The organism is Roseateles aquatilis, assembly GCF_002205645.1.
Classification (GTDB): Bacteria; Pseudomonadota; Gammaproteobacteria; order Burkholderiales; family Burkholderiaceae_C; genus Roseateles; species Roseateles aquatilis.
Genome location: NZ_NIOF01000013.1, coordinates 144,150 through 171,082, shown reverse-complemented (window position 1 = coordinate 171,082; position 26,933 = coordinate 144,150). Strand labels below are relative to the sequence as shown.

Below are 26,933 nucleotides of genomic sequence, written 5' to 3'. Positions count from 1 at the left end.
AGCGCAGAAGCGAGATTATGAACGATTTCTTTCGAATCCGTCAAGCAGTCTGCGAAATTAATTTCATCGTCGACTGCGAGAATCTCGCCGCCAAATGAAAACCGGGCTTTGCCTGATATTCACTTGACTACCTCGGCATACCCTCCGAGGGCGCTGTTCAAAACGTTGTTGTGAGCAGCGAAGACCGAGAGTCTAGCACGGATTTTTTGCCCGACACAACTCCCCGTCACGAGAGCGTCATTCTGCCGGTGCGTATACCGGCCAACCGCCTCAATGCAGGCGGGACTGGGGCGTCAGCGCCTCGGCCGCCGTCTTGGCCGGCTCGTCGCTGTCCAGGATGCGCGGCATCACCGCCGCCAGCCGCTGCGAGTCCGCGCGCAGGATGCGCTGCTTGACCGAGGGAATCTGCGAGGGGTGCATGGAGAAACACCGCAACCCCATGCCCAGCAGCAGATCGGTGAAGGCGGCGTCGCCCGCCATCTCGCCGCAGACGCTGACTTCCTTGCCAGCCGCACGCGCCTGCGCGATCGATCCGGCCAGCAGATGCAGCACCGCCGGATGCCACGGGTCATACAGATGGGCGACGGCCTCGTCCGCGCGGTCGATGGCCAAGGTGTATTGAATGAGGTCGTTGGTGCCGATGGACACGAAGTCCACATGCTTGACCAGGTGCGGCAGCATGATCGCCGCCGCCGGCACCTCGATCATGACGCCCACTTCCACGCGGCCGTACATCTGACCGGCATCGTCCAGTTGCACCTTCACCCGCTTGATGGCTTCCTGAACTTGACGGATCTCCCCCAGGTGGGCGACCATGGGAATCAGCAGCTTCACCTTGCCGAAGGCGCTCGCTCTATAGATGGCACGCAATTGCTGGCGGAACATGCTCGGCTCCGCCAGGCTCCAGCGGATCGCCCGCAGCCCCATCGCCGGATTGAGCACGTGCTCGTGCCGCAGCTCGTTGACGGACATGCGGTCGAGCGGCTTGTCCGCGCCGATGTCCACGGTACGGATCGTCACCGGCAGCCCGGCCATCGCTTCAACAGCGGCCTTGTAGGCGGCGAACTGCTCTTCTTCGGTCGGCAGGTCGCCGTCGCGATTCATGAAGAGGAACTCGCTGCGGAACAGCCCCACCCCGGTAGCGCCCGACGCCAGCGCGGCGACCGTGTCGCCGGGCAGCTCGATGTTGGCGTGCAGCTCGATGCGTTGCCCGTCCAGCGTGATCGCCGGCGTGTGGCGCAGACGGGCCAGCCGCGCGCGCTCCAGTTCCGATTGACGCTGGCGGAAGCGGTACTCCTCCAGAATGATCGGCGACGGGTTGACGATCACCGTGCCGGCGTCGCCGTCGATGATGACCCAATCGTCCTGACGGATCAGCCGGGAGGCCTCGCGCGTGCCGACCACCGCCGGGATGTCCATGCTGCGCGCCACGATCGCCGTGTGCGAGGTCTTGCCGCCGATGTCGGTGATGAAGCCCTGGAAGACACTGCGCTTGAACTGGATCATGTCCGCCGGCGCGATGTCCGCGGCGACCAGCAACAGCGGATCCTCCCCCGCGAAGTCCCGCGCGACGACCGCGGCCGGGCCAGCCACGGCGGCATCGTCCAGCTCGACCGCCAGCGCGGACAGGACACGCTCCACGACCTGCTCCAGGTCGGCCTTGCGCTCGCGCAGGTAGTCGTCCTCCATCTCGTCGAACTGGCGGGCCAGCACTTCGAGCTGCGCCGACAGCGCCCACTCCGCGTTGTAGTGCCGGTCGACGATCCAGTCGCGGGCCGCGTCGACCAGCGCCTCGTCGTTGAGCAGCAGCAGGTGGACGTCCAGCAGCGCGTCGAGCTCGTGCGGCGCGTCGTCGGGCAGGTCGGCCTTCAATGACTGCAGCTCGCGCGTGACCACGTCCCGGCCGCGGACCAGGCGGGCGTACTCCTGCTCCGCGTCGGCCGCGGCGATGAAGTAGTGGGCCACGTCGACGCGGCTGGAGGCGACCAGCACCGCACGGCCGATGGCCACGCCACGCGAGACGGGAATGCCGAAGACCTGAAAGCTCATGCGCCGACTTTAGCAGCGGCCTCCACGCCCCCACCGGCCGATGGGGCAAGCGGAAGAAAAGCCCGGTAAAGCGCCGGACAAGGAGTCGCCCGCGACACGTGACGGCGACGCGACTGTCACGGTTCATTCACCCACGAGTCACCGACGCGTCACCCCGTCCGCTCAGCATCACGGCCATCACTTCAGCGAGGCTTTGCCATGAGGGATCTGCCGCTGCCCACCCTGCCCTTCTCTGATCTGCGCTCACCCGAAGCGCCCCGGAGGTCACTTCCAGCAGGGTCCCAAACCGACGCTGTCGACACTGCGCGCACTCGCTTCCATGTGGGCTGGGCTCGTACCGAAGACGAAGTCCGCCAGGCCCAGCGCCTGAGGTACCAGATCTTCGTCGACGAGATGGGCGCCCGCCTGAGCCCGCCCGTCGGCGCTCCGGCCGGGCATGACATCGACGTCTTCGATCCGTTCTGCGAGCACCTGCTGGTGCGCACGCTCGACGAGCGCGGCCAGCCCGGTCAGGTGATCGGCACCTACCGCGTGCTGACGCCCGAGGCCGCGCGCCGCGCCGGCGGCCTGTACAGCGAGACCGAGTTCGACCTGACCCGCCTGCGCTCGCTGCGCCCGCGCATGCTGGAACTGGGCCGCTCGTGCGTGCATCCGGATCACCGCAGCGGCGGCGCCATCATGGCGCTGTGGGGCGCGCTGACCGAGTTCATGGTCCGCAACGACCTCGACACGATGATCGGTTGCGCCAGCATCAGCATGCGTGACGGCGGTCACTACGCGGCCAGCCTGTGGAAGCAGCTCGAGGGCAGCCACATGACCGACATCGAATGGCAGGTCCGTCCGCGGCTGCCGTTGCCGGTCGACGAGTTGCGGCAGGACCTGGTCGTCGAGCCTCCGCCGCTGATCAAGGGTTACCTGCGCTGCGGTGCCCGCGTGCTGGGCCGCCCGGCCTGGGATCCGGACTTCAACACCGCCGACCTGCCGATGCTGATGCGCATCGCCGATCTGCCGGCGCGTTATCGCCGGCACTTCCTGGGTCGCTGAGCAAGCCGAGGCTCCGGGCGGGACGGCATGTCCCGCGCAGCCCCGCCGCCTCGCGGCTTGTCCATCCGAGCGGCGCGGTGATCCGGCGCCGCGTCGACATCATTGGCCCTCGCCGAACTTGTCGTTCACCAGCGCGGTGATCGCGTCCTGCGCGGCCTGCTCGTCCTCGCCCGACGTCTCCAGTTCGACCTCGGAGCCGATGCCCGCGGCCAGCATCATCACGCCCATGATGCTCTTGGCATTCACGCGGCGGCCGTTCCGGCTCAGGAACACTTCGGACTTGAACCCCCCCGCCAACTTCGTCAACTTGGCCGATGCACGGGCATGCAGGCCCAGCTTGTTGCTGATGGTGAGCGTCGACTTGATCATGAGCAGGAAGTTCAGCGCGGAGGGTAGTTGGAGGAGGACGTCGCCGGCGGTGGCGCCGACGCGCAGCCCCCGGTCGGCGGCGCGCACGCCCCGGCCGCGGGCTCGAACATGATGCCCTGGGTGCCGCCGAGGCTGGCGCGCTGGATCAGCGCATCCAGGCCTTCGCCGGCGTAGCACAGCGAGCGCCACAGCATCGGCACGTTGACGCCCGTCAGCACCTTCACCTGCTCGCCCTGCAGGCGCAGCGCGGCATTGGTGGGCGTGGCGCCGAAGACGTCGGTGAGGACCAGGGTCTGGAGATGCCCGCTCGCCGCGATCAGCGCGCGCGCGCTGGCCTCGACGTCGTCGGCGGTCATGTCCGGCGTCACGTCCAGCACGCTCAGCTGGAGCGAGCAATGAGGGAACGTGTGCTCGGCCACCTGCTTCAACGCGGTGGCCAGCGGGGCATGGGCGATCAACAACAGGCCGGACATTCGCGCATTATCGTGCGCCGCAACATGGCGCGGGCGGGGCTCGCACAAACCCTCGATCGGGGGAATGTCGTTCACGGCGGCAGCTGTATCGACCCCAGGAACACGTCCCAGGCCTCGGGGTCGAGCCGTTGCCCCTGCATCAGCAATTGATACAGCCGACCGTCGCGCGAGAACACGGCCTGCCGGACCTGCTGGACCGGCTGGCCGGGACGGGCGTCGAAGACCTGCTGGAAGGCCTCCGGGTCGGCCGCGATGCCGCGCACCGCCAGCGGCGCCGAGGCCCCCGGCGCCAATTGCCTGGCCATCCCCTCGTGCATGCGGCGCATCGCGGGCGAGGTCGACCGGGGGTCGCCCAGGTCCGTCCAGGTCAGCGAGAACTGCCAGTCCCGGGCCTTGCAGCTCATCGAGCTCACGGTCACGTCCCGGCCGCCGGGGCCGGGCTGGGCGCTGGATTCGCGCTCGGGCTTGCAGGGGAACATCAGTTCCAGGCCGGCGCCTTCCGGCCGCACCTTGCGCCAGTTGAGCGCCGGACTGCAGCCCGCCCCCAGCGCGGCGACGAGCAGCACGCCGGCCGTGGCGCCCATGACGGATCTCAAGGTCTCGCTTCTCATCGGACGATTATGGTGGGCCGCGCTTCCGGCATGGGCGGCGGCGCGCGGCGTTCGACCACAATGCCCGGATGAGCGAAGCGAACCTCCCCGATGACTCCGCCATGGCCCTGCGGGGCGTGCGCGTTCTGGATCTCTCCCGCGTGCTGGCCGGCCCGTGGTGCACGCAGACACTGGCCGACCTCGGCGCCGATGTCGTCAAGGTGGAGCGCCCGCCCAAGGGCGGCCACCCCGGCGGCGACGACACGCGCGGCTGGGGCCCGCCCTATCTGAAGGACCACGACGGCCGCGACTCCGGCGAGGCGGCCTACTACCTCGGCGCCAATCGCAACAAGCGCTCGATCGCCGTCGACATCGCCAGCCCCCAGGGTCAGGTCTTGATCCGCGAACTGGCCCTGCGCGCCGACGTCCTGGTCGAGAACTACAAGGTCGGTGACCTGGCCCGCTACGGGCTGGACGCCCAGACGCTGCTGGCGCTCAATCCGCGCCTGGTCTTCTGCTCGGTGACCGGCTTCGGCCAGACCGGCCCCTATCGTGATCGCGCCGGCTACGACTACGCGGTGCAGGGCCTGGGCGGGCTGATGAGCGTGACCGGCGAGACCGACGCCCTTCCCGGCGGCGGGCCGCAGAAGGTCGGCGTCGCGGTGGCCGACCTGTTCACCGGCATGTACGCGACCGTCGCGATCCTCGCCGCGCTGCGGCATCGCGACGCGACCGGACGCGGGCAGGTCGTCGACATGGCGCTGCTCGACACGCAGGTGGCGATGCTGGCCAACCTCGGCTCCAACTACCTGTGCACCGGCGTCGCGCCGCGGCGCATGGGCAACGCGCATCAGAACATCGTGCCGTACCAGGTGTTCCAGGCCAGCGACGGCCACCTGATCGTGGCCGTGGGCAACGACAGTCAGTTCGTCAAGTTCTGCGAGCTGCTCGGACTGCCCGAGCTGCCGCTCGATCCGCGCTACGCGACCAATTCGCAACGCGTGCGGCACCGGGACGAGCTGGTACCGCGGCTCGCCGAGCGCGTCGCCGCGCGCCCGCGTCAGCACTGGCTGGACGCGATGGAGGCGGCCAAGGTCCCGGGCGGCGCGATCAACGACCTGGCCGAGGTCTTCGACGATCCGCAGGTCCGGCATCGCGAGATGGTCGTGCCCATGGACCACCCGCTGAGCGACCGGCTGCGCGTCGTGGCCAGCCCGATCAAGCTCTCGGAGACGCCGGTGGCCTACCGGCTCCCCCCGCCGCTGCTGGGACAGCACACCGACGAGGTCCTGGCCGAGCTCGGCCACGCGCCCGACACGATCGCCGCCTGGCGCAAGGACGGCGTGATCGCCTGAGCGGCGCTTGGCGACAAGGGGCGGCGAGGGACGGCGCGCGGGGGGCCGGTCCTCGGCCGGAATGCCGGGCGGACGTCCGCGAATCGCCCCGACCGCGCGTCGAATCGTGAGCCATTTCACGCCATCCAGACAGGGGGCGGCGCGCCCCCGACTCACGGGATGGCCTCCCCGGGGGCGAACCGGAACCATGGCGCCTCCTAGCCACGGCATCCCTGCCGGCCGGCTCACAAGAACGAAGAGAGCATGTCCAGCCCGCCCCCCTCCATTGCCGCGCCCCTGGCCGCCAATGACATGGTGCCTCGCCCCAGCGACTCGCAATGGGGCGACATCGTCCAGCAACTCGGCGCCGAAATCGCCGGGCCGCTGAGCGGCGCGCTGGAGCGCATCCAGCAGTTGATCAGCACCGGGCAGATCGACCGCCAGGGCCTGCGGGCGCTGCGCGACGCGGTGGCGCAGGCGCGCGAGGCGGGCATGGTCAGCCAGCAGCTGGCGCGGCTCGCGTCGGGCCGGCTGCGGCTCTCGCGGGAGCGCATCCACCTGACGCAGGTGCTGCGCGGCGTGCTCACGCAGCGCAGCCGCGAGACGCAGGCACGCGGCATCCAGGTCCGGCAGTTGCTGCAGCCGGTCGAGATCATGACCGACGCGTCGCTGCTGTTCTCGCTGCTGAACGCCGTGATGGACTGGGCGCTGGCCAGCACGCATTCGTCGCTGGAGATGCGGCTCGACCTGACCCCGTGGCCCGCCAAGGCGCGCCTGATGTGCCGCTTCGCCCATCGCTCGCTGGACCTGGGCAGCGCCCCGGCGCATGCGATCGCCGAGGCGCCGGAGGCGCTCAACTCGCTGACCTGGCGCCTGATCGAGCAGACCGCGATCACCATGGGCGTGCTGCCGCTGCGCGAGGACGAGGCCGGCATCACCATGCTCACGCTCGAGTTCCCGCATCTGATCGGCGACGAGCCCGGCGCGCAGACCGGCGCCCAGCCGTTGCCGCGCCCGGACCGCCCCGAGCTCGACGATCCCGCGCCGTCCCACAACTCCAAGCCGCTGGCCGGCTGCCATCTGCTGATCGTGTCGCCGCGCCGCGAGGTGCGTCAGGAGATCCAGGCCTCGGTGCGCCACATGGGGCTGATCATCGATGCCGTGTCCTCGATGGAGGAAGCCATGCAGTTCTGCGAGGAGGGCCTGCCGCACGGCATCGCCTTCGAGCAGTCGCTGCGCGACGCCGACTTCGACCGCCTGCGCGCCGACATCACCGCCGAGGTGCCCAACTTCAGCTTCATCGAGGTGATGGACGGCGAGCAGCAGACCCAGCTTTCCACCGCCACCGCGGACCACATGGCGCGCATCTCGCGCGGCAACCTGCCGGACGCGCTGCCGTCGGTGCTGCTGTTCGAGCTGTCCAAGGCGCTGTGAGGGCGCGCCGCGGCCTCCGCTGAACGCCCGCTCCGCCGGGATTCGCGGATGACCGTGACGGTTGGCGGGGCAAGACCTCGGGACTACACTCCCCCGCCATGAAGCTGCCTCGCTGGACCGGACTCCTGTTGCTGGTTGCCGCCGTCGGTGTCGGCGCCGGCCTCGCCTATGAGGGCCTGAAGCCCGACGCCGCCCCGGCGGTGAACTACGTGCTGCTGGACGGCACCCGCCAGACGTCGACGCAGGCCTGGGCCGGCAAGGTGGTGCTGGTCAACTTCTGGGCCACGTCCTGCACGACCTGCGTCAAGGAGATGCCGAACGTCATCTCGACCTACCGCAAGTACAAGGACCGGGGCTTCGAGACGCTGGCGGTGGCCATGAGCTACGACCCGCCGGCCTACGTCGCCAACTACGCGGAAACCCGCGGCCTGCCCTTCGGCGTCGCGATGGACAGCACCGGCGAGATCGCGCAGCGCTTCGGCAAGGTGCAGCTCACGCCCACCACCTTCCTGATCAACAAGCGCGGCGAGATCGTCAAGCGCTTCGTTGGCGAGCCCGACTTCGCCGCCCTGCACGGCACCATCGAGAAGCTGCTGGCCGAGAGCTGATCACAGCGCCGCGCGCGCCACCCCTGTCCCGATGCCGCTCCACGAGCGGCATTTTTCATGGCGGCGCGAGGGCTCCGATCCGGTTGCGCGCCAATCGCGCGACACGCGCGATTGGACGCCAGACCTCGGGTTACTCCCCCCGCTTTGCGATTCTTTTCGTCGGGGACACCACCCTGCTGTCGCCGGATACTACGGTGTCGACATGCCCAGCCGACCGCGCGCCCTGACGGTGACGCGGCGCTAGACCTTCCCTAGATCTTCCCCATGGGCAGTCTGCCGAGCAGTAGCGTGCAGACCGCGATCCCGACCGAGCATCGCGAGCACGTCGTGCCGCCCCAGGCGCCGATGCGCTCCGAGAGTCTGCCCACGGCCCGCAGGGCCACATCGCCAGTCCGAATGAACACGAACAAGATCCTGCCCCGTCCGCCGGTGTCCGGCGCGCCGTCTTCCTCCGCCGCAGCGCGGGTCGCCCCGGAGGCCGCGTCGCGACGGCAGCAGCGGCGGCGCCAGCAGGGCCGGGCGACGCCCTGGATCGTGGCCATCGTCGTGCTGGCCGTCGCGGCCGGCGGCTGGTGGTGGTGGAAGGGACGCGGCGCCGACGGCGCGGCGGGTGGTCCGGCCAGCGCGGCGAGCGGCGCGGCCGGCGGCCCCGGCGGCGCGGGTGGGCCCGGCGCGCGCGGCCGCTTCGCCGCCAACCGGACGCAGCCGGTGTCGGTGATGCCGGCCCGCCTGCAGGACATCCGCCACACCGCCGCGGCCATCGGCACGATCACCGCCTCCAACACCGCCGTCGTGCGGGCGCAGGTGAGCGGCGTGCTGCAGCAGCTCCACTTCAAGGAAGGCCAGCAGGTGAAGGCCGGCCAGACGCTGGCGCAGATCGATCCGCGCGCCTTCATGGCCGCGCTCGGCCAGGCCGAGGGCCAACTCGCCCGCGACAAGGCCACGCTGGACAACGGCCGCGTCGACCTCGCCCGCTACAAGGACCTGCTCGCCAAGGACGCCATCGCGAGCCAGCAACTGGATACGCAGCAGGCCCTGGTCCGCCAGCTCGAAGGCACCGTCAAGGCCGACCAGGCCACCGTCGACAGCGCCCGCCTGCAGGTCACGTACACCAAGGTGCTGGCGCCGATCGACGGTCGCGTCGGCCTCAAGCAGGTCGATATCGGCAACGTCGTCCAGACCGGCGATGCCAACGGCATCGTCAGCATCACCCAGACGCGCCCGATCGCGCTGACCTTCGCAGTGCCGTCGGCGCTGCTGCCGCGCGTCACCGCCGGCCTGCGCGGCAACACGCCGATGGTGGTGGAGGCCTGGAGCCGCGACGGCAAGACCCGCCTGGCCACCGGCAAGCTGGCCACGGCGGACAACGCCATCGACATCACCACCGACACCATCAAGCTCAAGGCGCTGTTCCCCAACGACGACGACGCGCTGTTCCCCAACCAGTCCGTCAGCGTGAAGCTGCAGATCAGCACCGAGCAGAACCGCCTGGCCGTGCCGGCCGCCGCGGTGCAACGCGGCTCGCAGGGCTTCTACGTCTACGTCGTGAACGCGGACAACACCGTCAACACCCGCGTCGTGCAGACCGGCGCCGTGGACGGCGACTGGATGGCGGTGGACGGCAAGATCGAGCCGGGTGAACGTGTCGTCATCGACGGTGTCGACCGCCTGCGCGAAGGCGCCAAGGTCGAGGTCATCGCCGCCGATCCCAAGCAGCGCGCCGGCGCCAACGCGGCGCCGCGCCGCGGGCGGGGCGCGAGCGCCCCCGGCGGCGGCGCTTCCGGGGCCTCCGGCGCCTGGGGCGGCGACCGCGCGGCCTCGGGCGCCTCGGCGCCGCACGGCGGTGGCCGCGCCGCGTCCGGCACCGCTCAAAACGAGGCGTCGGGCGAGCGCCCGGCCTGGCTGGACCGCCTGCCGCCGGACGTCCAGGAGAAGGTCATGAAGATGAGCCCTGCCGAGCGCGAGGCCTGGATCGCCGAGCGCCGCGCCGAGCGCGCCAAGCGCCAGGCCGCCGGCGGCGGCAACTGAACGGCGCGCGGCCATGAACCCGTCACGTCCCTTCATCGAGCGGCCGGTCGCGACCTCGCTGCTGATGCTGGCCATCCTGCTGGCCGGCCTGCTCGCCTACCGTCTGCTGCCGCTGTCGGCGCTGCCGGAGGTCGACTATCCGACGATCCAGGTGACGACGCTCTATCCGGGCGCGAGCCCGGACGTCATCTCCACCACCGTCACCGCGCCGCTGGAGCGCCAGTTCGGCCAGATGCCCGGCCTGAACCAGATGACGTCGGCCAGCTCGGGCGGCGCCTCGGTCATCACGCTGCGCTTCTCGCTGGGCCTGTCGCTGGACGTGGCCGAGCAGGAAGTGCAGGCCGCCATCAACGCCGGCAGCAACCTGCTGCCCAGCGACCTGCCGATGCCGCCGGTCTACAGCAAGGTCAATCCGGCCGACGCGCCGGTGCTGACGATCGCGATCACCTCGCCATCGCTGCCGGTCATCAAGGTCCACGACCTGGTGGAGAACCGGCTCGCGCCCAAGCTCTCGCAGGTCGACGGCGTCGGCCTGGTCAGCATCGCCGGCGGCCGTCGGCCGGCCGTGCGCATCCAGGCCAATCCGCGCGCGCTGGCCGCGCTGGGCATGTCGCTGGACGACGTGCGCAGTGCCATCGCCGCGGCCAACGTCAACCAGGCCAAGGGCAGCTTCGACGGCTCGCAGCGCGCCTCGACCATCGACGCCAACGACCAGTTGCGCTCCGCCGCCGAGTACCAGAACCTCATCATCGCGTGGAAGAACGGCAACCCGCTGCGCCTGAGCGACGTGGCCGAGATCGTCGACGACGCCGAGAACCTGCGCCTGGCCGCCTGGGCCGACACCACGCCGGGTGTGATCCTGAACGTGCAGCGCCAGCCCGGCGCCAACGTCATCCAGACCGTCGACCGCGTCAAGGCGCTGCTGCCCAAGCTCGAAGGCACGCTGCCCGCGTCGGTCGACGTGCAGGTGCTGGCCGACCGCACGACCACGATCCGCGCCTCGGTCGACGACACCGAGATCGAGTTGCTGCTCGCGATCGCGCTGGTCGTCGCGGTGATCTTCGTGTTCCTGCGCAGCGGCACCGCGACGCTGATCCCCAGCGTGGCCGTGCCGCTGTCGCTGGTGGGCACCTTCGGCGTGATGTACATGGCGGGGTTCTCGATCAACAACCTGACGCTGATGGCGCTGACCATCTCGACCGGCTTCGTCGTCGACGACGCGATCGTGATGATCGAGAACATCGCCCGCTTCGTCGAGGAGGGCGACTCGCCGATGGAGGCCGCCTTCAAGGGCTCCAAGCAGATCGGTTTCACCATCATCTCGCTGACGGTGTCGCTGATCGCGGTGCTGATCCCGCTGCTGTTCATGGGGGACGTCGTCGGCCGCCTGTTCCATGAATTCGCGATCACGCTCGCGGTGGCCATCCTGATCTCGGCCTTCGTGTCGCTGACGCTGACGCCGATGATGAGCGCACGGCTGCTCAAGCCCGAGTCCGAGCAGAAGCACTCGCGCCTGGGTACCTGGTTCGGCGACCGGTTCGACCGGATGATCCAGGCCTACGGCCGCGGCCTGGACTGGGTGCTGGACCGCCCGGTGCTGACGCTGCTGGGCTTCGCCGGCACGCTGGCGCTGACCGCGCTGCTCTATGTCGTCGTGCCCAAGGGCTTCTTCCCGGTGCAGGACACCGGCCTGCTGCAGGTCATCACCGAGGCGACGCAGAGCACCTCGTTCGACGCCATGAGCACGCGCCAGCAGAAGCTGGCCGAAGTCTTCCTGCAGGACCCGGACGTGGACCACATCGCGTCCTTCATCGGCGTCGACGGCGCCAACGCATCGCTCAACACGGGTCGGATGCAGATCACGCTGAAGCCCTTCGCGCAGCGCCACGCCTCGGCCACCGAGATCATCGCCCGGTTGAACGACGCCAACCGCAAGGTCGCCGGCATCACCGCCTACATGCAGCCGGTGCAAGACCTGACCATCGAGGACCGGGTCTCCAAGACGCAGTACCAGTTCCTGCTCAGCTCGCCGGACTCGGGCGACCTGGCCAAGGCCAACGCCGCGCTGATGGAGCGGCTCAAGGCCCTGCCGCAACTGACCGACGTCGCCAGCGACCTGCAGAACCAGGGCCTGCAGGCCTGGGTGCAGATCGACCGCGAGGCGGCCGGCCGGCTCGGCGTGACGGTGGCGGCGATCGATACCGCGCTCTACAACGCCTTCGGCCAGCGCCTGATCTCGACCATTTACACCCAGTCCAGCCAGTACCGCGTGGTGCTGGAGGCCGCGCGCGAATTCCGCAGCGGCCCGCGCGCGCTCGAAGGGCTCTACGTGCCCGGCAGCACCACGACCATGAGCGGCGCGAACGGCACCGCCACCACAACCACGGTGCAGGTGCCGATGAACTCATTCGCGCAGATCGTCGAGCGGCCGACCGCGCTGACGATCAATCACGTGGCGCAGTTCCCGGCCGCGACGATCTCCTTCAACCTGCCGCCCGGCGTGGCGCTGGGCGACGCGGTGCAGGCGATCAAGGCGGAGCAGGCCAAATTGGACCTGCCCATCAGCGTCGAGACCAGCTTCCAGGGCGCGGCCGAGGCGTTCAGCAATTCGCTGTCGAGCACGCTGTTCCTGATCCTGGCCGCGGTGGTGACGATGTACATCGTGCTGGGCGTGCTCTACGAGAGCTACATCCACCCGGTGACCATCCTGTCGACGCTGCCGTCGGCCGGCGTCGGCGCGTTGCTGGCGCTGCTGGTGGGCGGGCTGGACCTGGGCATCATCGCGATCATCGGCATCGTGCTGCTGATCGGCATCGTGAAGAAGAACGCGATCATGATGATCGACTTCGCGCTGGAGGCCGAGCGCGAGCAGGGCCTCGATCCGCGCGCCGCGATCCACCAGGCCAGCCTGCTGCGCTTCCGCCCCATCCTCATGACCACGATGGCCGCGCTGCTGGGGGCGTTGCCGCTGATGCTGGGCACCGGCGTCGGCCATGAGCTGCGCCATCCGCTGGGCGTGACGATGGTCGGCGGCCTGATCGTGAGCCAGTTGCTGACGCTCTTCACGACGCCGGTGATCTACCTCGGCTTCGCGCGGCTGTCGCAGCGCTGGCGCGAGCGCCGCAAGCATGCAGGCACCGCCTCGACAGGCTCGTCTCACGCCAGCGCGGCGGGCCCGGGCGCCGGGCTGCCCCAAGCCGGGCCCGACCCTCTCGGAGGGTCGATCGCCGTCCCCGGCGATCGGGGTGCCCCATGAATATTTCGGCGCCGTTCATCGCCAGGCCGGTCGCGACCACGCTGATCACGCTGGGCATCGCGCTGGCGGGCGTGCTGGGGTACCACTTCCTGCCGATCGCGCCGTTGCCGCAGGTGGACTTTCCGACGATCTCGGTGTCCGCCTCGCTGCCCGGCGCCAGCCCGGACACGATGGCCGCGACGGTGGCGACGCCGCTGGAGCGCGCGCTCGGCGCCATCGCGGGCGTGACGGAGATCACCTCGCGCTCGTCGCTGGGCTCGGTCAACGTGACGCTGCAGTTCGACCTGAACCGTGACATCGACGGCGCCGCGCGCGACGTGCAGGCGGCGATCAACGCCGCGCGCACGCTACTGCCGACCGGCATGCCCAGCAACCCGACCTACCGCAAGGTCAACCCGGCCGACGCGCCGATCATGATCCTGGCGCTGACCTCGCAGACGCTGACGCGCGGCCAGATGTACGACACCGCGTCGACGGTGCTGGCGCAGCGCCTGGCGCAGGTCGACGGCGTGGGCCAGGTCAACGTCGGCGGCGGCGCGCTGCCGGCGGTGCGGGTGGAGCTCAATCCCGACAAGCTGGCCGCCAACGGCATCGCGCTGGACACAGTGCGGCAGGCCATCACCAACACCAACGCCAACCGGCCCAAGGGCTCGGTCGAGGAAGGCGGCCGCTACTGGCAGGTCGGCGCCAACGACCAGGCCCGCACCGCGGCCGAGTACGCGCCGGTGCTGCTGTCCTACCGCGACGGCGCGGCGCTGCGGCTGCGCGACGTGGCCGACGTCGTCGACTCGGTGCAGGACGTGCGCAACTACGGCGCGTCCAACGGCCAGCCGGCGATCCTGCTCTTCATCCAGAAGGAGCCCGGCGCCAACATCATCGAGACGGTCGCGCGGGTGCGCGAGCTGCTGCCGCGCCTGCAGGCCTCGATCCCGCCGGCCATCGAGCTCAAGGTCATCAGCGACCGCACGCCGACGATCAAGGCCTCGCTGGACGAGGTGCAGCGCGCGATGGCGATCGCCATCGGCCTGGTGATCCTGGTGGTGCTGCTGTTCCTGCGCAGCTGGCGCGCGACGCTGCTGCCGGCGGTGGCCGTGCCGGTGTCGCTGGCCGGCACCTTCGGCGTGATGTATTTGTGCGGCTACAGCCTGGACAACCTGTCGGCGATGGCGCTGACGGTGGCCACCGGCTTCGTCGTGGACGACGCCATCGTGGTGCTGGAGAACATCACCCGCTACATCGAGCAGGGCCTGGCGCCCAAGGAGGCCGCGCTGCGCGGCGCGCGCGAGATCGGCTTCACGGTGGTCTCGATCAGCCTGTCGCTGATCGCGGTGTTCATCCCCATCCTGCTGATGGGCGGCGTCGTGGGACGGCTGTTCCGCGAGTTCGCGGTCGTGCTGTCGTCGGCGATCCTGGTCTCGATGGTGGTATCGCTGACGACGACACCGATGATGGCTTCGCGGGTGCTGCGCGCGCGCCAGGAGCCGGCGCCCGGCGCGCCGACGGCCCGGAAGAGCCGCCTCGTGCGTCTGTTCGACGGCTTCAATCGCGGCGTGGTGCGCGGCTACCGGCGCACGCTGATGTGGACGCTGCGCCATCAGCCGGTGGCGCTGCTGTCGCTGGTGGCGGTGATCGCGCTGAACGTGCACCTGTACGGCGCCATCCCCAAGACCTTCTTCCCGCAGCAGGACACCGGTGTGCTGATCGGCGGCGTGCAGGCGGACCAGGGCAGCTCCTTCGACATGATGCGCAAGCGGGTCGACCGCTTCATGGAGATCATCCTGTCGGACCCGGCGGTGGAGAACGTCAACGGCAGCACCGGCGGCGGGCAGCGCAACAGCGCCAACTTCTACATCACGCTCAAGCCGCTGAAGGAGCGCAAGGTCTCGGCCGACCAGGTGGTGAACCGGCTGCGCGACAAGATGGCCCACGAGCCCGGCGCCAACCTGTTCATGGTGCCGGTGCAGGACATCCGGATCGGCGGCCGGCAGGCCAACGCGCAGTACCAGTTCACGCTGCAGGCCGACGACCTGGAGGCGCTGCGGGCCTGGGAGCCGCGCGTGCGCAACGCGCTGTCGCAGCTGCAGGAGCTGACCGACGTCAACACCGACCAGCAGGACAAGGGCATGCAGACCTCGCTGGTCATCGACCGCGAGGCCGCGGCACGGCTGGGCATCACCGTCAGCACCATCGACACGACGCTGAACAACGCCTTCGGCCAGCGCCAGGTGGGCGTGATCTACAACCCGCTGAACCAGTACCGCGTGGTGATGGAACTGGCGGCGCCCTACCTGCAGGGACCGGAGACGCTGCGCAAGCTCTACGTGATCAGCAATTCCGGCGCGCAGGTGCCGCTGTCGGCGTTCAGCCGCTTCGAGACGACCAACACGCCGCTGTCGGTCAACCACCAGAGCGGCACGCCGGCCTCGACGATCAGCTTCAATCTGCCGGAAGGCGTGTCGCTGTCGCAGGCCACGGACGCGATCAACAACGCGATGTCGGAGCTGGGCGTGCCGGTGTCGGTGCGCGGCACCTTCGCCGGCACCGCCAACGCGTTCCAGGATTCGCTGAAGTCGCAGCCGCTGCTGATCGGCGCGGCCATCATCGCGATCTACCTGGTGCTGGGCATGCTGTACGAGAGCCTGGTCCACCCGGTGACGATCCTGTCGACGCTGCCGTCGGCGGGCGTGGGCGCGCTGCTGGCGCTGATGATGTTCAACACCGAGTTCTCGATCATCGCGTTGATCGGCGTGATCCTGCTGATCGGCATCGTGAAGAAGAACGCGATCATGATGATCGACTTCGCCATCGCGCGGCAGCGCAGCACCGCGCATCTGTCGGCGGGCGCGGCGATCTTCCGCGCCGCCAACCTGCGGCTGCGCCCGATCCTGATGACGACCTTCGCGGCCATCTTCGGCGCGGTGCCGCTGGCCCTGGGCAGCGGCGACGGCGCCGAGCTGCGCAAGCCGCTGGGCATCGCCATCGTCGGCGGGCTGATCCTGAGCCAGCTGCTGACGCTGTACACGACCCCGGTCGTCTTCGTGACGATGGAGCGCCTGCGCCGCCGCCTCCAGCGCCGCCGCGCCGCCAAGGCCGCGCGCGCACGGCGCCGTGCCCCCGATGAATCCCGAGCCGCCCGCGGCTCCGACCCTGCAGGGCTGAGACATGCCGACCCCGTTCATTCCCCCCCTCTCCTCCCTCGGCCCCGTCGCGCGTCTCGCGTCGCGTGGCACCCGCCGGGCACGCCTGGGCGCCAGCGCCGCGATGACGACGCTGGCCGCCGCGGCGGCGCTGCTCGGCGGCTGCGCGGTGACGCGCGTCGACCCGCCGCCGCCGGTCGCCGCGCCGGCGCAGTTCAAGGAAGACGGCCTTTGGAAGAAGGCCCAGCCCGGCACCGCCGAGGCGGTGCCCGAGCAGTGGTGGACGCTGTTCAACGACCCGGCCCTGGACGACTTGCAGCGCCGGCTGGTGATCGGCAACGAAAACCTGAAGGCGGCGGTCGCCCAGGTCGCCAGCGCGCGCGCCGCGCTGGAGGCCAGCCGCTCCGCGCTGTTCCCGACGCTGTCGGCCGGTTTCTCCGGCACGCGCAGCGCCAGCCCCGACGGCAACGTCAGCAACGGCACGATCAACCGCGGGCCGTCCAACAGCGTGCAGGCATCGCTGAACGCGAGTTGGGAGGCGGACCTCTGGGGCCGTCTGCGCCTGGCCAGCGAAGGCGCGGGCGCCACGCTGCAGGCCAGCGCCGACGACCTGGCGGCCGCGCGGCTGAGCGCCCAGGCGACGCTGGCGCAGACCTACTTCTCGCTGCGCACGGCCGAGGCGCAGGAGGCGCTCTACGACCGCAGCGTCAAGGCCTATCAGCGCTTCCTCGACCTGACGCAGGCCCGCTACCAAGGCGGCGTGGCGGCCCGCAGCGACGTGCTGCAGGCGCAGACGCAACTGCGTTCCGCCGAGGCCCAGCTCCTGGAGACGCGCAGCACGCGCGGCCAGCTGGAGCACGCCGTCGCCGTGCTGCTGGGCCTGCCGCCGTCGGCGCTGGACCTGGCACGCAGCGCCGCGCTACCGACGGCGCCCGAGGTGCCGGTGCTGTTGCCCTCGCAATTGCTCGAACGCCGTCCGGACATCGCCGCGGCGCAGCGCCGCGTGGCCTCGGCCTATGCGCAGATCGGCGTCGCCGACGCGGCGTACTTCCCGTCGCTGACGCTGTCGGCCAGCGGCGGCTACCGCAGCAGCACGCTGTCCCACCTGCTGACGGCGCCCAATCTGTTCTGGTCGCTCGGTCCGTCGCTGGCGCAGGCGATCTTCGACGGCGGCCAGCGCAAGCTGGCCAGCGCGCAGGCCCGCAGCAGCGCCGAGGTCGCCACGTCCACCTACCGCCAGACGGTGTTGACCGCGCTGCAGGAGGTGGAGGACAACCTGATCCTGACCGACAACCTGCGGACCCAGTCGCGCCTGCAACAGGAAGCGCTGGAGGCCGCGCAGCGCAACCTGGAGCTCGTGACCGACCAATACCGCGCCGGCACCGTCAGCTTCCTCGAAGTGACGACGGCGCAGAACAGCGCGTTCACGGCCGAGGCCTCGTTGTTGTCGCTGAAGAACCGTCAGTTGGCGGCGGTGAACCTGCTGCTGAAGAACATCGCCGGGCGGTGGGCGCCGGCCTGAGCGCGGAGCGCCAAAACAAATCGGCTCCCGAGGGAGCCGATCTTCATTGGGCGAAGGGCGCGTTCAAGCCGCCGAGGCCGCCCGCTCCGCATCCGCCTTCTCCAGCGCCGCATGGGCCTGCTGGTCGGCGTGGTAGCTGGAGCGCACCATCGCGCCCACGGCCGCGTGCGTGAAGCCCATCTTGTAGGCCTCTTCCTCGAACATCTTGAAGGTGTCCGGGTGCACGTAACGCCGCACCGGCAGGTGGTGACCCGACGGCGCCAGGTACTGGCCGATGGTCAGCATGTCGATGTCGTGGGCGCGCATGTCGCGCATGACCTGAAGGATCTCCTCGTCGGTCTCGCCCAGGCCGACCATGATGCCGCTCTTGGTCGGCACGCCGGGGACGGCTTCCTTGAAGCGCTTGAGCAGGTTGAGGCTGAACTGGTAGTCCGAGCCCGGACGCGCTTCCTTGTACAGGCGCGGCGCGGTTTCCAGGTTGTGGTTCATCACGTCCGGCGGCGCGGCCTTCAGGATGTCCAGCGCGCGGTCCATGCGGCCGCGGAAGTCGGGCACCAGCACTTCGATCTGCGTCAGCGGGCTCAGCTCGCGGACCTTGCGGATGCACTCGGCGAAGTGGCCGGCGCCGCCGTCGCGCAGGTCATCGCGATCGACGCTGGTGATGACGACGTAGTTGAGCTTCAGAGCCGCGATCGTCTTGGCCAGGTTCATCGGCTCGTCGACGTCGAGCGGATCCGGGCGGCCGTGGCCGACGTCGCAGAACGGGCAACGGCGCGTGCACTTGTCGCCCATGATCATGAAGGTGGCCGTGCCCTTGCCGAAGCACTCGCCGATGTTGGGGCAGGAGGCTTCCTCGCAGACGGTGTGCAGCTTGTGCTCGCGCAGGATCTGCTTGATCTCGTAGAAGCGCGTGCTGGGCGAGCCCGCCTTGACGCGAATCCAGTCCGGCTTCTTGAGCTGCTCGGCCGGGATGATCTTGATCGGGATGCGCGCGGTCTTGGCCTGGGCCTTTTGCTTGGCGGTGGCGTCGTAATCCGCGGCGCTCTTTGCTTCGTGGGTGATGTTCTCGGTTGCCATCAGGCGTGCTCTCCGGGAGGCCTCAGGGTTGGAGCTGAGCGGACAGGCGCTCGCCGAACCGCTGGGCCACCGCGGCCCAGTCCGTGAAAACCCCGAGTGTACCGAGGTCCACCGTCGCGAGCCCTGCGTAGCCGCACGGGTTGATGCCCAGGAAGGGCTTCAGGTCCATCGCGACATTCAGCGCGACGCCGTGATACGTGCAGTGCCGGCTGATCTTGATGCCCAGCGCCGCGACCTTGCCCAGGCCGCGGAACGGGTCCGCCGGATCGGCTGGCCCGGTCAGCGCCGCGTGCGATCCCGGATCGTCCAGCCGCACGTAGATGCCGGGCGCGCCGGCGACACGATGCCCGGTCACGCCGAAGCCGTCCAGCGTCTGGATCACGGCGGTCTCGAGGCGGAAGACGTATTCCTTGACGAAGACACCCAGCCGCTTGAGGTCCACCAGCGGGTACGCCACCACCTGGCCCGGTCCGTGGAACGTCACCTGACCGCCGCGGTTGGTCTGCACGACGGGAATGCCGGCGGCGTCCAGTACGTGGTCGGCCTGGCCGGCCAGGCCCTGCGTGTAGACGGGATCGAATTCGCAGAGCCACAGCTCGTCGGGGGTATCGGGGCCGCGTGCGTCGGTGAAGGCGCGCATCGCGTCCAGCGTGGCCGCGTAGTCCACGCGGCCCAGGGTCTTGATCAACATTCCGGCATGCTAGCCGCGAAGGCCCTAGCATCGCCCGCATCGGGACATTTCGGAGCCGCGCCATGCCGCGTCACATTACGAGTCTGTCGGCGGCCGCCGCCGCTCTCCTCCTGCCTTGGACCGTGCCGGCCGCCTGGGCCCAGGCCGCGTCGGCAACCTCTCCGGACGCGGCACCGAAACGTGCCGATGCCTCCATCTCCGCCTCGGCGCCCGCCCCTGCCACGAGGGTGACGCTCGCCCAGGCGCTCGCCACCTACGAACGCGGCGACCTACCGGGCGCCGAGCGGCAGTTCCGGCAACTGTCTCGACAGGGCGTGGCGCTGGGCGACTACAACCTCGCGATGATGCATCTGCGGTCCGAGGTGCCGAAGCCCGATCCCCGCCTCGCGCGTGAGCTGCTGATGCGCGCCGCCGGTCGCGGGCTGGTGCGGGCGGAGCTGGCGCTGGGCCAGTTCTTCGAGCAGGGCGCGGGCGGCACGCCCGATCTGGTCCGGGCCCAGTCCTGGTACCTCAAGGCGGCGGAACACGGCAGCGCCGACGCGCAGGTCGCCGTGGCGACCGCCTTCTACCTGGGACGCGGCGCGCCGCAGGATCCCGCGCAGGCCGCGGCCTGGTACCGCGAGGCCGCCAAGGCCGGGGATGTGGGCGCCCAGTACCTGATCGCGTCGATGTACGAAAGCGGCCTCGGCGTCGACCGTGACCTGCGCCTGGCGCGCTACTGGTACGACATCGCCGCCCGCAACGGCGACGAAGCCGCGCCGTACAAGCTCAAGGCCCTGGACGCCGCCCTCACCGCCGACCCCGGCTCGATCTGAGCTGCCAGGTCTAGAACGCCCGCCCCCTGTGAGCCCGGCGGGCGCCGATTCGGGATGCCCTGCCAGGCGCAAACCGCAGCCATAGCAGCGCTATGGCGAGGATTTGCAACACCGCAGGGCGCCCGAATCGGCGCCCCGCCGGGTTCACAGGACCACTTTCACCATGGGGTGGGTGGTCAGCGTGCGGTAGAGCTCGTCGAGCTGCTCCCGGCTGGTTGCCGTGACGACGATCGTGACGCCGAGGTAGTTGCCGCCCTTGCTCGGGCGCTGCTCGACGGTCGTGTGGTCGAAGGCCGGATCGAATTGCCGCGCGACGCTCACAACGGCGTCGACAAAACCCTCCACATGCGCGCCCATCACCTTGATGGGGAACTGCGACGGGTACTCGATGAGCGATTGCTCGGGCGAAATCGGGGCGTTGTTGAAGGAGGTGGTCATGATGGGATTCTCAAATGGAGCCGCTCAAAGGCTTTGCAAGATCTTGGCCCGCTGGTAGGCCTCGTGCAGCCTGGCGTAGACCGGGCCCGGCTTGCCGCGCAACGCGCCGTGGCCGACCGGCTCGCGATCCAGCCGCGTGACCGGCGCGATCTCCTTGGTCGCCGAAGTCAGCAGGATCTCGTCCGCGGTGGTCAGCTCGGTCTCGGCGATGGGGCATCGGTTGCACGCGATGCCGATCTCCTCGCACAACTCCTGCAGCAGGCCGATGCGCACGCCTTCCAGCAGCAGCTCGCCGGGCGGCGGGGTCAGCAACGCGCCGTCGCGCACCACCCAGACGTTGCTGGACGAGGCCTCGGTCAGGAAGCCGTCGCGGATCAGCAGCGTCTCGTCCGCGTTCTGGTCGGCGGACATCTGCCGCGCCAGCACGTTGCCGAGCAGCGAGGTGCTCTTGATGTCGCCGCGCTGCCACCGGAAGTCGCGCGCGGTGACGCAGGACAGGCCCTGATGGCGCTGCTCCGGCGTCAACGCGCTCTGCGGCTGCGTGTAGGCGAGCACGGTGGGTTCGATGTCCACCGGCATCACATGGTGGCGCGGCCCGACGCCGCGCGTGACCTGCACGTAGATCCACTGGTCGTCGTCATCCGGCAGGTGCTGCACCAGGCTGCGCAGCAGGTCGAGCCAGGCCTCGCGCTCGTACGGATCTTCGATGCGCAACGCCTTCAGGCCGTGGCCCAGGCGATCGAGGTGGTCGTGGACGCGGAACAGCCGACGGGCGTAGACCGGGATCAGCTCGTAGACGCCGTCGCCGAAGAGGAAACCGCGGTCCATCACCGGCACCCGCGCATCGCCGAGCCGGCCGAGGTGGCCGTTGAGGTAGCAGGGCAGTTCGGGCCAGGGCATCGTCATCGGAGGTCTCCCGCACGTTGTCACGCCGAAGAACCGACTTTACGCCGCCGGCCCATCCGCAGACCCCGGCAATCGAGGGGCCTTGCGGACGCCGCCGCGGGCGCGCGGCGCGCGCCTTACTTGATCCAGAGACGGATCGCGTCCCAGGCGCGGCCGAAGATGCCGGCCAGCGGCACTTCCTGCTGGACCACCAGCGGCACGTCGGCCACGGGGGCACCCGATGCGGTGGTCACCTTCAGCGTGCCGACACGCTGGTTCAGCGCCAGCGGCGCGACCAGCGGATCGGTGCGCTGGATGTCGGTCTTGAGCTTGCCGCCCTCGCCGCGCGGCACGGCGACGAACACGGCATCGGCCGCGCCCAGCTTGGCCTCGGGGCTGGCGCCCTTCCAGACCTTGACGGTCGTGATCGGCTGGTTCTTCTCGAACAGGCGCACGGCGTCGAACGCGGCGTAGCCCCAGTTGAGCAGCTTCTGGCTCTCGGTGGCGCGCGCTTCCTTGGAGGCGGTGCCCATCACCACGCTCAGCAGGCGGCGCTTGCCGTTGGGCACGTCGCGCTGGGCGCTCACGGCCAGGCAGTAGCCGGCCGCGTCGGTGAAGCCCGTCTTGCCGCCGTCCACCGATGGGTCGCGGCCCAGCAGCATGTTGCGGTTGAACTGGCGGATCTTGTTGAACGTGTACTCGCGCTTGGAGTAGTAATCGGCGTAGTACTGCGGATAGTCCTGGATCACGTGCGAGAAGATGACCGCGATGTCCCGCGCGGTCGTCTTGTGGCCGGGCTCGGTGATGCCGGTGACGTTCTTGAAGGTGGTGTTCTTCAGGCCCCAGGCCTGCGCCTGGCGGTTCATCATCGCGACGAACTGCTCGACGGTGCCGCCCACGCCTTCGGCCAGCGCGACCGACGCATCGTTGCCGGACTGGATGATCATGCCGCGCAGCAACTCGTCGACCTTGGGCGTCATCGTGGTGTCGATGAACATCAGCGACGGGTCGCCCTTGCGCTCGTCCCAGGCGCGCCGGGAGATGGTCAGCGTCTGGTCCAGCGTCAGGCGCTTGGCCTTGATCGCGTCGAAGACGATGTACGCCGTCATCAGCTTGGTCAGCGAGGCGGGATCCTGCGGGACGTCCGCGTCGCGCTCGGCCAGCGTCTGGTGCGTCGTCAGGTCCAGCAGGACGTAGTTGCGCGCCGCGATCTCGGGCGGCGTCAGCGCCTGCGCCGAGGCGCCGGTCGTCATCAGGAAGCTGGACAGGCCCACGCCGAGGGCCAGGGAAGCAAGGAATCGTTTCATGCGGGAGAAATCCTCAGGCGCGCGCCGCGCCGGCGGGATGCCAGCTGCGCAACACCAAATGCTTGAGCAGCGGCAACTGCCCATGGAAGAAATGCCCGACACCGGGCACCACGATGACCGGCAGCGCCTGCGGGCGCGCCCAGTCGAGCACCGCCTGCAGCGGCACCACATCGTCCTGTTCGCCGTGGATCACGACGGTATCGTCGGGCACGGTGGCCACGCCGAAACGGCTGGCCGCGGGGCCGACCAGCAGCAGGCGCTCGGCCGGCCGGTCCAGCCGCAAGGCCGCCTGGGAAGCCACGAAGCCGCCGAAGGAGAACCCCGCGAGCGCCAGCGGCAACGCCGGGTCGCGCAGCGCCTCGATCACGGCCAGCGCGTCGTCGACCTCGCCGCGCCCCTCGTCCCAGGCGCCGGCCGACCGGCCGATGCCGCGGAAGTTGAAGCGCACCGCGCGGTAGCCCAGGTGCACGAACCCGCGCGCGATGGTCTGGACGACCTTGTTGTCCATCGTGCCACCCTGGGTCGGGTTGGGGTGACAGATCACGACGACGCCGCGCAGCGGGCCCGCGTCGACCGCGGGCTCGTCGACGGCGCATTCGATCTCGCCGGCCGGGCCGGCGATCTGCCGGCGTTGCGTTTGGGAATTCATGACGGGCGAGGCTCCGATCAACGGCCGACGTCGTCGGGCAGGACCAGGCGATCGACGACCTCGCCGTGCTTGAGGTGGCGCTCGACGATCTCGTCGATGTCGCTCTTGTCCACGAAGGTGTACCAGACCGCGTCCGGGTAGACGACCGCCACCGGCCCGCCCGCGCAGCGGTCCAGGCAGCCCGCCTTGTTGACGCGCACGCCGCCCTTGCCGGCCAGCTTCTCGGCCTTGACGCGCTGCTTGCAATGGTCGAAGGCGGCCTGCGCGTCGTGCTGCAGGCAGGCGTTCTCGTGCTCGCGCTGGTTCAGGCAGAAGAAGATGTGGCGGGCGTAATAGCTCGGCGCCGCGGAGGTCGGCTTGATCGGCTCGGTCATGGCTTCATTGTAGTTTCAGGGTTTTCACCGACGGGCGATTCGTGCAGTTCGTCACGATCGACAGGCGGTGCGCGCGGCTCGCTCTGCGTCACGCCATAGAGCAGCCAGGCCAGCGCCGCGAACGGCCACAACCAGCCGACCCATTGCGCCAGGCCGTAGAGGTTGACGAAGCGGCCCTGCTCCCAGAACTGCAGGCTTTGCAGCAGGTAGGGATCGGACGGAGCCTCGGCCACCAGCGCGATCAGCACCGTCAGCACCACCAGGCCCCATGCGGCATTCGCGCGGCGCGACATCAGCGCGGCCAGCAGGGCCAGCACGCCGCCGATCAGCAGCCCCGGCGCGGTGGTGGGGGTGACCCAGGCCCAGGCGTGATCGGGGCCGAAGTTCAGCAAGGTCGACCAGGCCGTGGCCATCACGCCGATCAGCAGCGCGCCGACGATCAGCAGCGCGCGCCGCCAACCGGGCCGCGCCACCGACAGCGCCAGCAGGCACGGCGCCAGCAGCCCCATCGCGATGGCGATCGCCTCCAGGCCCGGCGGCAACGGCGGGTCGTCGGCAAGCTCCCGGGGGATGAGCTCCCAGGGGGTGTTCTCGAGCAGCAGCTCGGTCCATTCACGCAGGCGCGGGAACAGCTGGCCCAGCCCCAGGGGCATCGGCGCCGGATAGAGCAGCCCGATCGGCCACAACGCCAGCAGCGCCAGCGCGCCCGCGCTGTGCGGCGCGAACCAGCGCTCGCGCCAGCCGTTCCAGCGCGCCAGGCCGCCGAAGCGATGCAGGATCCAGGCGCACAAGGCGCCGGTCCACGCGCCGCCGCTGTTGAGCAGGAAGTCCGCCAGCGACGGCACCCGGCCGGGGAGGAAGTACTGCAGCGTCTCCATCGAGAACGACAGCAGAGGCAGCCCCACCAGCGTCAGCAACAGCGCGCGCATCAAGCCGCCACCGCTGCGGATCACCGCGGCGAAGCACAGGAAACCCAGCGGCCAGTAGCCGACCGCATTGGCCCAGACGTCGAACTTGCCCCAGTAGCGCGGCCAGGGCAGCCCCACGACGCCGGGCCAGGGCAGGCTCGGCGGCATGCGCCACGGCCAGAACGGGTAGAGGCTGGCGTAGATCACCAGCACCGCGTAACACAGGGCCAGCCAGGTGGCGGAACTGCGTCGAACCATCATGCGGTCAGATCGGCTTGACGACCACCAGGATCACGATCGCCGCGAACAGCAGCACCGAGACCTCGTTGAACACGCGGTACCACTTGTGGCTGCGGCGATTGGCCAGCAGCTCGAACTTGCGCAGCATCGCGCGGCACATGTGGTGGTAGCCGATCGCCACCAAGACCAGCAGCAGCTTCGCGTGCATCCAGTAGTTGCCCGGCCCGCGACCGATGCCGTAATGCAGCCACAGCGTCAGGCCGAAGACCAAGGCCAGCAGCATCAGCATGGTGCTGAAGCGATAGAGCTTCAGGCCCATCAGCAACAGGCGCTCGCGTTCGGCGTGGCTGTCGTTGGGCACCATGGCCAGATTCACGAAGATCCGCGGCAGATAGAACAGGCCAGCAAACCACGCGGCGACGAAGATGATGTGAAGCGCTTTGATCCAGAGCATCGCGGCATTATGGATGGCGCGAAAAAAAACCCCGGCTTCACAGCCGGGGTTGGAAAGCCTTATCGCTGTCATCACGTTAAGGCTCCTGCTCAGGGAGGAAAAGCAGGGAATGACAACCGAGCGGCTATCATTCAAGAACGAGTTTAACAGATCTGCCAAATTTCGGAATCCACGTCTTTCCGCGTGGTGGCCCCCTATCCCGGTGGTATTCCTCAGAAACCATGCAACTGCCTGCACCGTATCCCGCCAGCCGTCCCCGTCGCCTGCGCCGCGACGCCTACACCCGCGCCCTGGTGCGTGAACACCGGCTGCACGCTGGCGACCTGATCTTTCCGGTCTTCGTCCATGAGGGCGAGAACCGCGTCGAGCCGATCGCGTCGATGCCCGGCGTCTCGCGGCTGAGCCTGGACCGGTTGATCCCCGTCGCCGAGGAATGCGTCGAGCTGGGCATTCCCGTGATGGCGCTGTTTCCCGCGATCGATCCGTCGCTGAAGACGCCCGACGGCATCGAGGCGACCAATCCCGACGGTCTGATCCCGCGCGTCGTCCGCGCGCTGAAGGAGCGGGTGCCGGGACTGGGCGTGCTGACCGATGTCGCGCTCGACCCCTACACCAGCCACGGCCAGGACGGCGTGCTCGACGAGACCGGCTACATCCTCAACGACCGTACGGTGGCGCTGCTCAAGCAGCAGGCGCTGGTCCAGGCCCGCGCGGGCGTGGACATCGTCGCGCCCAGCGACATGATGGACGGCCGCATCGGCGCGATCCGCGAGGCGCTCGAGGCCGACAGCCACATCCATACGCGGATCATGGCCTACAGCGCCAAGTACGCCAGCGCGTTCTACGGCCCGTTCCGCGACGCCGTCGGCTCGCGCACCAACCTCGGCAAGGCCGACAAGAAGACCTACCAGATGGATCCGGGCAACACCGACGAAGCCTTGCGCGAAGTCGGCCTCGATCTGGCCGAGGGCGCCGACATGGTGATGGTCAAGCCCGGCATGCCGTACCTGGACATCGTGCGGCGCGTGAAGGACGAGTTCCGCGTCCCGACCTTCGCATACCAGGTCAGCGGCGAGTACGCCATGATCAAGGCCGCCGCCGCCAACGGCTGGCTCGACCACGACGCGGTGATGATGGAGGCGCTGCTGGCGTTCAAGCGCGCGGGCGCCGACGGCATCCTGACCTACTTCGCGCTGGACGCGGCCCGACTGCTCAAGTCGGGCGCCTGACCCAGCGGCACGCCGGCTGCCC

22 protein-coding genes and 1 pseudogene are annotated in these 26,933 nt (G+C 69.5%); 10 read left to right on the top strand and 13 right to left on the bottom strand.

What is annotated here, in order from left to right:
- Nucleotides 1-270: 270 nt before the first annotated feature.
- Nucleotides 271-2,049: a phosphoenolpyruvate--protein phosphotransferase gene (gene ptsP / locus CDN99_RS22725; RefSeq protein WP_088387190.1), complete on the bottom strand. Its 1,779-nt coding sequence runs from the start codon at nt 2,047-2,049 to the stop codon at nt 271-273.
- 198 nt (nt 2,050-2,247) lie between these two features.
- Here ptsP and CDN99_RS22720 point away from each other — a divergent pair, with 198 nt between their 5' ends.
- Nucleotides 2,248-3,093 (top strand): GNAT family N-acetyltransferase, encoded by an 846-nt coding sequence (locus CDN99_RS22720; RefSeq protein WP_088387189.1) that lies wholly within the window; start codon nt 2,248-2,250, stop codon nt 3,091-3,093.
- A gap of 99 nt (nt 3,094-3,192) precedes the next feature.
- Here CDN99_RS22720 and CDN99_RS22715 read toward each other — a convergent pair whose 3' ends face one another.
- The 3 genes from CDN99_RS22715 to CDN99_RS22705 form a co-directional block, all read right to left on the bottom strand.
- Nucleotides 3,193-3,462: an HPr family phosphocarrier protein gene (locus tag CDN99_RS22715; protein WP_088387202.1), complete on the bottom strand. Its 270-nt coding sequence runs from the start codon at nt 3,460-3,462 to the stop codon at nt 3,193-3,195.
- An 11-nt stretch (nt 3,463-3,473) separates the two neighbouring features.
- Nucleotides 3,474-3,935 carry a PTS sugar transporter subunit IIA gene (locus CDN99_RS22710; RefSeq protein ID WP_088387188.1) on the bottom strand — a complete coding sequence of 154 codons (462 nt, stop codon included), beginning with the start codon at nt 3,933-3,935 and terminating at the stop codon, nt 3,474-3,476.
- Nucleotides 3,936-4,006: 71 nt separating this feature from the next.
- Nucleotides 4,007-4,531: a hypothetical protein gene (locus tag CDN99_RS22705; RefSeq protein ID WP_141100932.1), complete on the bottom strand. Its 525-nt coding sequence runs from the start codon at nt 4,529-4,531 to the stop codon at nt 4,007-4,009.
- 83 nt (nt 4,532-4,614) lie between these two features.
- Between CDN99_RS22705 and CDN99_RS22700 the strand changes: the two genes are divergently transcribed.
- The 7 genes and pseudogenes from CDN99_RS22700 (at nt 4,615) to CDN99_RS22670 (ending at nt 17,844) form a co-directional block, all read left to right on the top strand.
- A complete protein-coding gene (locus CDN99_RS22700) occupies nt 4,615-5,880 on the top strand; it encodes a CaiB/BaiF CoA transferase family protein (protein WP_088387186.1) in 1,266 nt (421 codons plus the stop codon).
- A 243-nt stretch (nt 5,881-6,123) separates the two neighbouring features.
- Nucleotides 6,124-7,293, top strand: coding sequence for an ATP-binding protein (locus tag CDN99_RS22695; RefSeq protein ID WP_088387185.1), 1,170 nt, complete (start codon nt 6,124-6,126; stop codon nt 7,291-7,293).
- Between the two features lie 98 nt (nt 7,294-7,391).
- On the top strand, nt 7,392-7,901 hold the full coding sequence (locus tag CDN99_RS22690) for a TlpA disulfide reductase family protein (RefSeq protein ID WP_088387184.1): 510 nt from the start codon (nt 7,392-7,394) through the stop codon (nt 7,899-7,901).
- A 396-nt stretch (nt 7,902-8,297) separates the two neighbouring features.
- Nucleotides 8,298-9,929, top strand: coding sequence for an MdtA/MuxA family multidrug efflux RND transporter periplasmic adaptor subunit (locus CDN99_RS22685; protein WP_088387183.1), 1,632 nt, complete (start codon nt 8,298-8,300; stop codon nt 9,927-9,929).
- Nucleotides 9,930-9,942: 13 nt separating this feature from the next.
- A complete protein-coding gene (locus CDN99_RS22680; RefSeq protein ID WP_088387182.1) occupies nt 9,943-13,185 on the top strand; it encodes an MdtB/MuxB family multidrug efflux RND transporter permease subunit in 3,243 nt (1,080 codons plus the stop codon).
- Nucleotides 13,182-16,289 (top strand): annotated as a pseudogene (locus CDN99_RS22675) (multidrug efflux RND transporter permease subunit); the annotation flags it as partial. The gene CDN99_RS22680 and the pseudogene CDN99_RS22675, both read left to right, overlap by 4 nt.
- A gap of 157 nt (nt 16,290-16,446) precedes the next feature.
- Nucleotides 16,447-17,844, top strand: a complete 1,398-nt coding sequence (locus tag CDN99_RS22670) for an efflux transporter outer membrane subunit (protein WP_088387181.1) — start codon at nt 16,447-16,449, stop codon at nt 17,842-17,844.
- 63 nt (nt 17,845-17,907) lie between these two features.
- Here the strand turns inward: CDN99_RS22670 and lipA are convergent, their stop codons facing one another.
- Together lipA and lipB are read right to left on the bottom strand one after the other, a co-directional pair.
- On the bottom strand, nt 17,908-18,921 hold the full coding sequence (gene lipA / locus CDN99_RS22665; protein ID WP_088387180.1) for a lipoyl synthase: 1,014 nt from the start codon (nt 18,919-18,921) through the stop codon (nt 17,908-17,910).
- Nucleotides 18,922-18,943: 22 nt separating this feature from the next.
- Nucleotides 18,944-19,612: a lipoyl(octanoyl) transferase LipB gene (gene lipB, locus CDN99_RS22660; protein ID WP_088387179.1), complete on the bottom strand. Its 669-nt coding sequence runs from the start codon at nt 19,610-19,612 to the stop codon at nt 18,944-18,946.
- A gap of 62 nt (nt 19,613-19,674) precedes the next feature.
- Here lipB and CDN99_RS22655 point away from each other — a divergent pair, with 62 nt between their 5' ends.
- Nucleotides 19,675-20,427 carry a tetratricopeptide repeat protein gene (locus CDN99_RS22655; RefSeq protein ID WP_088387178.1) on the top strand — a complete coding sequence of 251 codons (753 nt, stop codon included), beginning with the start codon at nt 19,675-19,677 and terminating at the stop codon, nt 20,425-20,427.
- A 144-nt stretch (nt 20,428-20,571) separates the two neighbouring features.
- Here CDN99_RS22655 and CDN99_RS22650 read toward each other — a convergent pair whose 3' ends face one another.
- The 7 genes from CDN99_RS22650 to CDN99_RS22620 all read right to left on the bottom strand — a co-directional run bounded on the left by CDN99_RS22650 (nt 20,572) and on the right by CDN99_RS22620 (nt 25,682).
- A complete protein-coding gene (locus CDN99_RS22650) occupies nt 20,572-20,865 on the bottom strand; it encodes a YbeD family protein (protein ID WP_088387177.1) in 294 nt (97 codons plus the stop codon).
- A gap of 24 nt (nt 20,866-20,889) precedes the next feature.
- Nucleotides 20,890-21,771, bottom strand: a complete 882-nt coding sequence (locus tag CDN99_RS22645) for an aminotransferase class IV (protein ID WP_088387176.1) — start codon at nt 21,769-21,771, stop codon at nt 20,890-20,892.
- Nucleotides 21,772-21,887: 116 nt separating this feature from the next.
- On the bottom strand, nt 21,888-23,057 hold the full coding sequence (locus CDN99_RS22640) for a D-alanyl-D-alanine carboxypeptidase family protein (RefSeq protein ID WP_088387175.1): 1,170 nt from the start codon (nt 23,055-23,057) through the stop codon (nt 21,888-21,890).
- Between the two features lie 13 nt (nt 23,058-23,070).
- On the bottom strand, nt 23,071-23,706 hold the full coding sequence (locus CDN99_RS22635) for an alpha/beta hydrolase (RefSeq protein ID WP_088387174.1): 636 nt from the start codon (nt 23,704-23,706) through the stop codon (nt 23,071-23,073).
- A gap of 17 nt (nt 23,707-23,723) precedes the next feature.
- Entirely contained in the window at nt 23,724-24,080 is a 357-nt protein-coding gene (locus CDN99_RS22630) for a (2Fe-2S) ferredoxin domain-containing protein (RefSeq protein ID WP_088387173.1), read from the bottom strand.
- Nucleotides 24,077-25,249, bottom strand: a complete 1,173-nt coding sequence (locus CDN99_RS22625; protein WP_088387172.1) for a VanZ family protein — start codon at nt 25,247-25,249, stop codon at nt 24,077-24,079. The genes CDN99_RS22630 and CDN99_RS22625 overlap by 4 nt, the downstream gene beginning before the upstream one ends.
- A 4-nt stretch (nt 25,250-25,253) precedes the next feature.
- Nucleotides 25,254-25,682, bottom strand: a complete 429-nt coding sequence (locus CDN99_RS22620; RefSeq protein ID WP_088387171.1) for a CopD family protein — start codon at nt 25,680-25,682, stop codon at nt 25,254-25,256.
- 221 nt (nt 25,683-25,903) lie between these two features.
- On the opposite strand from CDN99_RS22620, the gene hemB reads away from it, so the two are divergent.
- Complete coding sequence (gene hemB, locus CDN99_RS22615; RefSeq protein ID WP_088387170.1) at nt 25,904-26,911, top strand: porphobilinogen synthase; 1,008 nt, start codon at nt 25,904-25,906, stop codon at nt 26,909-26,911.
- The last annotated feature ends 22 nt before the right edge of the window (nt 26,912-26,933 follow it).